Origin of the sequence: Streptomyces sp. 15-116A, from assembly GCF_025290915.1 — a bacterium.
Lineage (GTDB): Bacteria > Actinomycetota > Actinomycetes > Streptomycetales > Streptomycetaceae > Streptomyces.
Window position 1 is genome coordinate 1 of the sequence record NZ_JAOCQE010000227.1, and the last position, 10549, is coordinate 10549.

At 71.2% G+C, this 10549-nt stretch carries 9 protein-coding genes and 1 pseudogene; 9 read left to right on the top strand and 1 reads right to left on the bottom strand.

Annotation, left to right across the window (positions count from 1 at the left end; genetic code table 11):
• From N4P33_RS27020 to N4P33_RS27055, 8 genes and pseudogenes are all read left to right on the top strand, one after another.
• Positions 1–72 (top strand): annotated as a pseudogene (locus N4P33_RS27020) (DUF3499 domain-containing protein); the annotation flags it as partial.
• A gap of 107 nt (positions 73–179) precedes the next feature.
• Positions 180–1544 (top strand): phosphomannomutase/phosphoglucomutase, encoded by a 1365-nt coding sequence (locus N4P33_RS27025; protein ID WP_260829400.1) that lies wholly within the window; start codon positions 180–182, stop codon positions 1542–1544.
• A gap of 126 nt (positions 1545–1670) precedes the next feature.
• Entirely contained in the window at positions 1671–1841 is a 171-nt protein-coding gene (locus N4P33_RS27030; RefSeq protein ID WP_020940431.1) for a Trm112 family protein, read from the top strand.
• A gap of 79 nt (positions 1842–1920) precedes the next feature.
• Positions 1921–3048, top strand: a complete 1128-nt coding sequence (locus N4P33_RS27035; RefSeq protein ID WP_260829401.1) for an SIS domain-containing protein — start codon at positions 1921–1923, stop codon at positions 3046–3048.
• 93 nt (positions 3049–3141) lie between these two features.
• Positions 3142–4293 (top strand): mannose-6-phosphate isomerase, class I, encoded by a 1152-nt coding sequence (manA, locus tag N4P33_RS27040; protein WP_260829402.1) that lies wholly within the window; start codon positions 3142–3144, stop codon positions 4291–4293.
• A gap of 144 nt (positions 4294–4437) precedes the next feature.
• Positions 4438–5418 carry a cation diffusion facilitator family transporter gene (locus tag N4P33_RS27045; protein WP_260829403.1) on the top strand — a complete coding sequence of 327 codons (981 nt, stop codon included), beginning with the start codon at positions 4438–4440 and terminating at the stop codon, positions 5416–5418.
• A gap of 350 nt (positions 5419–5768) precedes the next feature.
• Positions 5769–7226, top strand: a complete 1458-nt coding sequence (ahcY, locus tag N4P33_RS27050) for an adenosylhomocysteinase (RefSeq protein WP_260829404.1) — start codon at positions 5769–5771, stop codon at positions 7224–7226.
• A gap of 151 nt (positions 7227–7377) precedes the next feature.
• A complete protein-coding gene (locus N4P33_RS27055; protein ID WP_260829405.1) occupies positions 7378–7992 on the top strand; it encodes a hypothetical protein in 615 nt (204 codons plus the stop codon).
• Between the two features lie 17 nt (positions 7993–8009).
• On the opposite strand, the gene N4P33_RS27060 is transcribed toward N4P33_RS27055, so the two are convergent.
• Positions 8010–8957, bottom strand: coding sequence for an RDD family protein (locus N4P33_RS27060; RefSeq protein ID WP_260829406.1), 948 nt, complete (start codon positions 8955–8957; stop codon positions 8010–8012).
• Positions 8958–9119: 162 nt separating this feature from the next.
• On the opposite strand from N4P33_RS27060, the gene N4P33_RS27065 reads away from it, so the two are divergent.
• Complete coding sequence (locus N4P33_RS27065; protein ID WP_260829407.1) at positions 9120–10127, top strand: stage II sporulation protein M; 1008 nt, start codon at positions 9120–9122, stop codon at positions 10125–10127.
• The last annotated feature ends 422 nt before the right edge of the window (positions 10128–10549 follow it).

The following is a 10549-nucleotide window of genomic DNA, read 5'->3' on the forward strand; positions in this document are numbered from 1 at the left end:
GGACGCGGGGCCGACCCCATGGAGGTCGCCCGCCGCGGCCACCTCCGTGTGCTCCGCTCCCCGGACAACTGACGGGCCACCGACCTGCCGGACCGTTTTCGCACGGTGCCCACCCCGCACGGTGTGTCACACCCGGCCGGTAGTTTGTGGTGACCGACAGGACTTCGGAAGGGCTGGCCGTGGCTGCTGATCTCTCGCGGATCGTGAAGGCGTACGACGTACGCGGAGTCGTCCCCGACCAGTGGGACGAGTCCCTCGCCGAACTCTTCGGCGCCGCCTTCGTACGGGTCACCGGCGCGAGCGCGATCGTCACCGGCCACGACATGCGCCCCTCGTCCCCGCCCCTGTCCGCCGCCTTCGCACGCGGCGCCGCGGCCCAGGGCGCCGACGTCACCGAGATCGGCCTGTGCTCCACGGACCAGCTGTACTACGCCTCGGGCGCGCTGAACCTGCCGGGCGCGATGTTCACCGCCTCGCACAACCCGGCGCAGTACAACGGCATCAAGCTGTGCCGCGCCGGCGCGGCCCCGGTCGGCCAGGACACGGGCCTCGCGGAGATCCGCGAACTCGTCGAGCAATGGAGCGAGTCCGGCGCACCGGCCCCCGCCGCCACGTCGGGAACGATCACCCGCCGCGACACGTTGACCGATTACGCCGCCCACCTGCGCTCCCTGGTCGACCTGACCTCCGTCCGCCCCCTGAAGGTCGTCGTCGACGCCGGCAACGGCATGGGCGGCCACACCGTGCCCACCGTCTTCGCCGGCCTGCCGCTCACGCTCGTCCCGATGTACTTCGAGCTCGACGGCACCTTCCCCAACCACGAGGCCAACCCCCTCGACCCGGCCAACCTGGTCGACCTGCGCAAGCGGGTCCGGGAGGAGGGCGCCGACCTCGGCCTCGCCTTCGACGGCGACGCCGACCGCTGCTTCGTCGTGGACGAGCGCGGCGAGCCGGTCTCCCCGTCGGCGATCACCGCCCTGGTCGCCTCGCGGGAGCTCGCGCGCAACGGCGGCAAGGGCACGATCATCCACAATCTGATCACGTCCTGGTCGGTCCCGGAGGTCGTGAAGGAGAACGGCGGCACCCCGGTCCGTACCCGCGTCGGCCACTCGTTCATCAAGGCCGAGATGGCCACCACCGGCGCGATCTTCGGCGGCGAGCACTCCGCGCACTACTACTTCCGCGACTTCTGGAACGCCGACACGGGCATGCTGGCCGCCCTGCACGTCCTCGCCGCCCTCGGCGGCCAGGACGGCACGCTCTCCGCCCTCGTCGCGGAGTACGACCGCTACGCGGGCTCCGGCGAGATCAACTCCACCGTCGACGACCAGGCCGCCCGCCTCGCCGCGATCCGGGCGGCCTACGAGGGCCGCGAGGGCGTCACCCTCGACGAACTGGACGGCCTCACGGTCACCGCCGCCGACTGGTGGTTCAACGTCCGCCCCTCGAACACGGAGCCGCTCCTGCGCCTGAACGCCGAGGCACGCGACGAGGCGACGATGGCGAGAATCCGTGACGAGGCGCTGGCCATCATCAGGGGGTAGCGGTCCGCCGTCCGGCGGACCACGCACCCCCACCGGCGGTACGCTGACCAGGCACATCCGCACCGCCCAACAGCATCACGCAGCCACACCGCACACCGGTCCGACCGCATCCCGAAGGGAACCCCCATGCCGCTCGAAGCCGGCCTCCTGGAGATCCTCGCCTGCCCGGCCTGCCACGCCCCCCTCAAGGAGCAGGACGCCGAGCTGATCTGCACCGGCCAGGACTGCGGCCTGGCATACCCGGTGCGTGACGGCATCCCCGTCCTCCTCGTCGACGAGGCCCGACGCCCGGCGTAACCGCCGATCCGGCGACCCGGCGCACCAGCGACCCGCCGCCCCGCGAACCGACGCCCCGCCGATCGGAGACATGCCGCCCATGCTCGACGAAACGCTGCTCGACTCACCGGAGGGCCTCGCCCAGGCCGATCACCGCGGTCTGCTCCGCGGCGCCGCCGAAGCAGGCGCCCGGGTCCGCACCGCCGCACGGCACGCCGTCGAGGCCGGCATCCAGGAGCTCAAACCCGACGGCCGGCCTCGCGCGGTCCTGATCGCGGGCCCCGGTGCCGCCGCCACCCAGACCGCCGACCTCCTCGGCACCCTCGCGGGCGCCGGCAGCCCCGTCACCCGCCTCGCGCCCACCGGCGTCGCCCCCGCCGCGGGCGCCCTGCGCTGGGAACTCCCGGGCTGGGCGGGCTCCGTCGACCTGCTGCTGATCGCCACCCCGGACGGCACCGAACCCGGTCTGTCGCTGCTCGCCGAACAGGCCTACCGCCGCGGCTGCACGGTCGTCGCCGTGGCCCCCGCCGGCACCCCGCTCGCGGACTCGGTGAACGGCTCCCACGGCCTGTTCGTCCCCATGGCGACCGCCCCCTACGACCAGGAGGAACCGCTCGCGGCGTCCGCCCCGGGCGTGCTGTGGGCACTGCTCACCCCGCTGCTGGCGCTGCTGGACCGCACCGGTCTGCTCGCCGCGCCGCCGGACGCCCTGGAGAAGGTCGCCGACCGTCTCGACCGCATCGCCGAACGCTGCGGCCCCGCCATCGCCACCTACAGCAACGCCGCCAAGACCCTGGCCGCCGAACTCGCCGACGCGCTGCCCATCGTGTGGACCGAGGGCACCTCCGCAGGCCCGGCCGGCCGCCGCTTCGCCGCCGCGCTCGCCGAACTCTCCGGCACCCCCGCCGTCGTCGCCGAACTCCCCGAGGCACTCGCCGCGCACAGCGCCCTGCTCGCCGGCCCGCTCGCCGCCGGCGCCGACCCGGAGGACTTCTTCCGCGACCGCGTCGAGGAGCCGCCCGCCCTGCACGCGCGCGTGGTGCTGCTCCGCGACCGCCCCATCGGCAGCCTCACCGCCGCCCCGGCCGCCCGCGACCTGGCACTCAGCCACGACACGCCGATCAGCGAACTGGAGCCCGAGGCGGGCGGCGAACTGGAGACCCTCGCCGAACTGATCGCCATCACGGATTTCGCCGCCGTTTACCTGGCGCTCGCCTCGCGCACCTGATCATGCCCGGGACACCCTGAACCCCTCCCGTCCGCGTCACGTCCCGTCTCGGGAGGCGGGCACGAGAACCGCAGAAGGAACCCAGAGAACCCCATGGACCGCCTCGCCAACACCATCCGCCCCTACGCCTGGGGTTCCACCACCGCCATCCCGCAGCTCCTCGGCACCGAACCGACCGGCGAACCGCAGGCGGAGATGTGGATGGGCGCCCACCCCGGCGCCCCCTCCCGCACCGGCCGGGGCACCCTCGCCAAGGTCATCGACGCCGCCCCCGAGCAGGAACTCGGCCCGGCCGCCGTCGCCAAGTTCGGCCCGCGTCTGCCCTTCCTCCTCAAACTCCTCGCCGCCGGCGCCCCCCTCTCCCTCCAGGTCCACCCCGACCTCGACCAGGCCCGGCAGGGCTACGAGGACGAGGAGCGCCGCGGCATCCCCGTGGACGCGCCCCACCGCAACTACAAGGACGCCAACCACAAGCCCGAACTGATCTGCGCGCTCACCGAGTTCGACGGCCTGTGCGGCTTCCGCGACCCGCTGCGCTCCGCCGACCTCCTCGACGGCCTCGGCATCGACTCCCTCAAGCCGTACGTCGACCTGCTGCACGCCCACCCCGAGGACGCGGCCCTGCGCGAGGTCCTCACCGCGATCCTCACCGCCGACCGTGAGGAGATGGCCCACACGGTCACGGAGGCGGCCGCCGCCTGCGACCGCCTCGGCGGCGCCTACGCCCCCTACGCCGACATCGCCCACCACTACCCGGGCGACCCCGGCGTCATCGCCGCGATGCTCCTCAACCACGTCCGGCTCCAGCCCGGCGAGGCCCTCTACCTCGGCGCCGGCGTCCCGCACGCCTACCTCAGCGGCCTCGGCGTCGAGATCATGGCCAACTCGGACAACGTCCTGCGCTGCGGCCTCACCCCCAAGCACGTCGACGTCCCCGAACTCCTGCGCATCGTCCGCTTCGAGGCCGGCGACCCCGGCGTGCTGCGCCCGGAGGCCACACCCGACGGCGAGGAGGTCTACGACACCCCCATCGACGAGTTCCGCCTCTCCCGCTACGTCCTCCCCGCGGGCGGCGCCACCCACGACCTGAGCCGGGCCACGCCCCAGATCCTCCTCTGCACCGCCGGTTCGGTCCGGGCGGGCGAGCACGAACTGGCCCCGGGCGAATCCGTGTTCGTCCCCGCGGGCGAAAAAACGGAAGTGTCCGGCACCGGAACTCTCTTCAGGGCCACCGTCGTCGCCTGATCGCCGGCTGATCCGGACCTGACGCACCGGTACGGCGGCGGGCTGCAACAATGGCCCACCGTCAAAGGACGGGCAAAGTCCCGGGCGTACACAGGCACACGCCCGGGCCCGGGAAAACGGCGTACGAAGGGACAACGCGGACACATGAGCGCGTCAGGCGGCACCAAGGCGATCGTGGCGGCACTCGCCGCCAACCTCGCGATCGCGGTAGCGAAGTTCGTGGCGTTCCTCTTCAGCGGCTCCTCGTCGATGCTCGCCGAGTCCGTGCACTCGGTCGCCGACTCCGGCAACCAGGCGCTGCTCCTGGTCGGCGGGAAGAAGGCCAAGCGCGAGGCCACCCCGCAGCACCCCTTCGGCTACGGCCGCGAGCGCTACATCTACGCCTTCCTCGTCTCCATCGTCCTGTTCTCGGTCGGTGGCATGTTCGCCCTCTACGAGGGCTACGAGAAGATCAAGCACCCGCACGAGATCGAGCACTGGTACTGGCCGGTCGGCGTCCTCGTCTTCGCGATCATCGCCGAGACCTTCTCCTTCCGCACCGCCATCAAGGAGTCCAACGTCCTGCGCGGCAAGCGCTCCTGGAAGGAGTTCGTCCGCCACGCCAAGGCCCCCGAGCTGCCCGTCGTCCTCCTGGAGGACCTCGGCGCCCTCCTCGGTCTGATCCTCGCCCTCGGCGGTGTCGGCCTCGCCCTGCTCACCGGCGACAGCGTCTGGGACGGCATCGGCACCCTCTGCATCGGCGTCCTGCTCATCCTGATCGCCCTCGTCCTCGCCGCGGAGACCAAGTCCCTGCTGCTCGGCGAGTCCGCGGGCGCCGAGGAGACCGCGAAGATCGAGGCCGCCGTCGTGGACGACGCGACCGTGACCCGCATCATCCACATGCGCACTCTCCACCTGGGCCCGGAGGAGCTCCTGGTCGCCGCCAAGATCGCCGTCCGCCACGACAACACGGCAACCGAGATCGCCGCCGCCATCGACGCCGCCGAGGCCCGCATCCGCGCGGCCGTCCCGATCGCCCGCGTCATCTACCTCGAGCCGGACATCTACAGCGAGACCGAGGCCGCCAAGGGCCCCGACCCCGAAGCCACCCCGGGCGGCCCGACCCCGGACACCGCCGGCCACTGACGCCACCGGCCCAGGGGGCCTGCCGCTCACGCGGCGGGCCCTTCTTTTACCGGTCGGCCTCTGGCCGGTCGGAGAACCGCGGTAGAGGCGCCTGTCCGCCAGATCGGCCGGATGTGTTCGCGGGCGGACTGGGGATCGCCGGGGGCTCCGGTGTAGCTTGGGACGGAGCCAGACGTCGCTGCTGATGGCGGTCGGGCGGCCCCCTGCGGCCGACCGAGGGAGAGAGGGCCTCCGACGGACTGCGCTGCGCGCACGCGGGCATGCCTGTGTCCTCTTTCGGGCACCCCTGTGTCCGCCGCCGCGCAGACCAGCCGTACCCACCTCGCCCCAACCCCGAGGAGCAGCTCGCAATGACGACTGTCGACAACCGACAGGACTTCAAGGTCGCCGACCTCTCCCTGGCCGCCTTCGGCCGCAAGGAGATCACCCTCGCCGAGCACGAGATGCCGGGCCTGATGGCGATCCGCAAGGAGTACGCCGAGGCCCAGCCCCTCGCCGGCGCCCGCATCACCGGCTCCCTGCACATGACCGTGCAGACCGCCGTCCTCATCGAGACCCTGGTCGCCCTCGGCGCGCAGGTCCGCTGGGCGTCCTGCAACATCTTCTCCACCCAGGACCACGCCGCGGCCGCCATCGCCGTCGGCCCGAACGGCACGCCCGACAACCCGCAGGGCGTCCCGGTCTTCGCCTGGAAGGGCGAGACCCTCGAGGAGTACTGGTGGTGCACCGAGCAGGCCCTGACCTGGCCGGACAGCCCCACCGGCGGCCCGAACATGATCCTCGACGACGGCGGTGACGCCACCCTCCTCGTCCACAAGGGCGTCGAGTACGAGAAGGACGGCAAGGTCCCCTCGCCCGACACCGCCGAGTCCGACGAGCACCGCGTCATCCTCGAACTGCTCACCCGCACCCTGGGCGAGAACCCACAGAAGTGGACCCAGCTCTCCTCCGAGATCCGCGGCGTCACCGAGGAGACCACGACCGGCGTCCACCGCCTGTACGAGATGCAGCGTGAGGGCACCCTCCTGTTCCCGGCGATCAACGTCAACGACGCCGTCACCAAGTCGAAGTTCGACAACAAGTACGGCTGCCGCCACTCCCTGATCGACGGCATCAACCGCGCCACCGACACCCTGATCGGCGGCAAGACCGCCGTCGTGTGCGGCTACGGCGACGTGGGCAAGGGCTGCGCGGAGTCCCTGCGCGGCCAGGGCGCCCGTGTGATCGTCACCGAGATCGACCCGATCTGCGCCCTGCAGGCCGCGATGGACGGCTACCAGGTCACCACGCTGGACGAGGTCGTCGAGACGGCCGACATCTTCATCACCACGACCGGCAACAAGGACATCATCATGGCCTCCGACATGGCCAAGATGAAGCACCAGGCGATCGTGGGCAACATCGGCCACTTCGACAACGAGATCGACATGGCCGGTCTCGCCAAGGTCCCCGGCATCGTCAAGGACGAGATCAAGCCGCAGGTCCACACCTGGACGTTCCCCGACGGCAAGGTGATCATCGTGCTGTCCGAGGGCCGCCTGCTGAACCTGGGCAACGCCACCGGTCACCCGTCGTTCGTGATGTCCAACTCCTTCGCGGACCAGACCCTGGCCCAGATCGAGCTGTTCACCAAGCCCGACGAGTACCCGACCGGCGTCTACGTGCTGCCCAAGCACCTCGACGAGAAGGTCGCCCGTCTCCACCTCGACGCCCTCGGCGTGAAGCTCACGACGCTCCGCCCCGAGCAGGCCGAGTACATCGGCGTGAAGGTCGAGGGCCCGTACAAGCCGGACCACTACCGCTACTGAGTCCGCAGCCCCGCCCGCTGTGAGCGCGTCCGTGCACTGACGCGCTCCTCAGCAGCAGGTCCTCCGAGGCAGGCCCCCGCACCCCCGTGCCGGGGGCCTGCCCCATTGGCGGACCAGCGACCGGCTCAGCCCGTCACAACCCAGGACCTCCATGCCCCGCGGCCGTTATTCGCTCCACGATCCGCACGATCACACCCCCCTCGCAGAAGAGCACTTCCACTGCGCCCCCGGCCCCTCCGGCTGGCGCTACGTCTCCCAGCTCACCGCCCCGTCCGGCGATCACCTGGGCTCCGTCGACCTCGCCCTCGACGAACTCGGCCGCCCCATCCGCCTCGAACTCCACACCGCGAGCTGGCAGGTCCGCGGCGCCGCCCTCGACGGCGTCACCTGGGTCCGCACGGACCCCACGGGAACCCACGCCACCGAAGGCAATGTGCGCGCCCACGCCTTCACCGGCTCGTCACCCGCGTTCCTCGTCGCCACCGCCCGTCTTCTGCGCCTCACCCCCTCCTCGTCAGCCACCCGAGTACGCCTCGTCGCCTTCACGGACCCGGTCCTCGCCCCGCGCACCGTGGACCAGTCCTGGGCGCTGATGAAAAGAGAAGCACACGCCACTGACAACGCCCCTCTGATCGTGGACGAATACCAGGTCACAGCCCTGGACACCGGCGAACAGCACACCGTGCACATCGCCGGAGACGTGGTCCTCGCGGCCCCGGGCATCGAACTGGAAGACCTCGAATCGCCCCCGTCGGTCTTCGACTGAACCCCGGGTTCAGACCCTCACGCCGGCGGGACGAACCCCGTCGAGGGGCGTTCGTCCGACGGCTCCCGCCGGGGCGCCTCGGACGGCACGGCGGGCACCTCCGAAGCAGGCGGCACGGACGGCACCGGAGGCGCCGCGGCCGCAGGGGGATGAACGGGAGAGGAATGGCCCCCGGCCACGCGGGCGGCACCGCTGCCACCGCCCACCCCGTTCGCCGCGCCCCCGAAGGCCCGTCGCGCCTCCCGCGCCTGCCGCTCCTGTACCACCGCCGCCAGATACGCCGCCGGCGGCACCCCCTGCGGCACCGGCGTCCCCGTACGCTCCGCAACGTCCGCCGCCAGCCGCTCCGCCATCGACCAGCCGACCTGCGGGTCGAGCTGCTGCATCCGCGTCAGGTACTGCCGGACGGCGAGCCACAGACCGTCCGGCACCGCCGACAGGTCCAGCCCCGAGAACCGCCCGGACAGCCACGGCGGAGGCGGCGGAACGGCACCCATCTGCGCCGCCGGCATCCGCTCACGTACGACGAGCGTCCCCGCGAACACATCCCCGAGCCGCCGCCCCCGCGCCGACACCAGCGAGGCGATGCACGCCACGACGCCGAGCGTCATCAGAATCTCGATCACACCGATCAGGCCCCGCACCAGCGCGTGCCGGAAACGAATCGGCCCGCCGTCGTCTCGTACGACCCGCAGCCCGCACGCCAGTTTCCCGAGCGACCGGCCATGACTCAGCGTCTCGACCGCGATCGGCCCGCCCACCAGCACAAGGACGAACACCGCGATGGTTATCGCCGTCTGGGCGGCCTGGTCCAACGAAGCCGTGGCCGCCACCAGCGCGAGCGTCACCGCTATGTAGACGGCCATGGCGGCCGCCAGATCGAGCAGGACGGCCAGCGCCCTGCTGGGCAGCCTCGCGGGGCGCAGTTCCAACGCCACCGCCTCGCCCGTCACCAGCTCACTCACGCCCGCCGCCCTTCCCCTCTACTGCCCCGAACACGGCCAGTCTGCCAAGCTGATGACTCATCGCACCGCAGTGCGACCACCCGATCAAGCAGATCATCGATCATCCGAGGCCCGGCCGACCGTATCGATCGACTGCGAGCAAGCCGAGGAGCAGGCACACAGATGGACCTGGACGTCTTCGTCTCCGCCCACCGCGCGGAGTGGGACCGCCTCGACGCCCTGCTCCGTCGCCAGCGCCGCCTCAACGGCGCGGAGGCCGACGAACTCGTCTCCCTGTACCAGCGCACCGCCACGCACCTCTCGCTGATCCAGTCAGCCGCCCCCGACCCCCAGCTGACCGGCCGGCTCAGCCAACTGGTGGCACGCGCGCGTAGCGCCGTCACAGGCACCCGCCGCGCCTCATGGCGGGACGTCACCCGCTTCCTCACCCACAGCTTCCCGGCTGCCGTCTACCGCTCACGCCACTGGTGGGTGCCCACGGCTCTGCTGTCCACGGCCGTGGCGGCCCTCCTCGGCTGGTGGATCGGCACCCACCCGGAGGTCCAGGCCTCCATCGCGGCGCCCAGCGAACTGCGCGAGCTGACCCGCCCCGGGGGCCAGTACGAGACGTACTACTCCAGTCACCCGGCGGCCTCCTTCGCCGCCCAGGTCTGGACGAACAACGCCTGGGCCGCCGCCCTGTGCCTGATCCTCGGCGTCTTCCTCGGCCTGCCCGTCATCTGGATCCTCTTCCAGAACATGCTCAACCTGGGCGTCGGATTCGGCCTGATGTCCTCCGCCGGCCGGCTCGACACCTTCCTCGGCCTCGTCCTGCCCCACGGTCTCCTGGAACTGACCGCGGTCTTCGTCGCCGCCGGAACCGGCCTGCGCCTCGGCTGGACCCTCATCGATCCGGGGCCCCGGACGCGTCGCAGCGCCCTCGCGGAGGAGGGCCGGGCAGCACTGGCGATGGCGATCGGTCTGGCCCTCGTCCTGTTCATCTCTGGTGCGATCGAAGGCTTCGTCACCCCTTCGGATCTGCCCACCTGGGCCCGCATCACCATCGGTGTCCTGGCAGAGCTGGCCTTCCTGGCCTACGTCTTTGTCCTGGGCCGCCGCGCGGCACGGGCCGGCGAGACGGGGGACCTAGCGGCAACCGAGCGCAGCGCGAGCGTGCCGACGGCCGCCTGATGTGCGAACCGCACTGTTCAGCTGCTAGTCTCCTCTTCGCCCCACGGGAGCCGTTGACACGGAGCCTGCGGGGAGGTAGATTCAAACAGTTGCCTGGACAGGGGCTCTGACTCCAGACCGGTGACCGTGAGCATCTGCTCCGCTTCTTGAAATCGTGATTTCGAAGAAGCTCCTCCCGATGAATCGGAAAACGACGGCTGGTCAGTCCGGCCTGAAACTCCTGATAAAGTCGGAAGCGCCGGAAAGGGAAACGCGAAAGCGGGAACCTGGAAAGGCACCGAGGAAATCGGATCGGAAAGATCTGATAGAGTCGGAAACACCGAAGGGAAGCGCCCGGAGGAAAGCCCGAGAGGGTGAGTACGAAGGAAGCGTCCGTTCCTTGAGAACTCAACAGCGTGCCAAAAGTCAACGCCAGATATGTT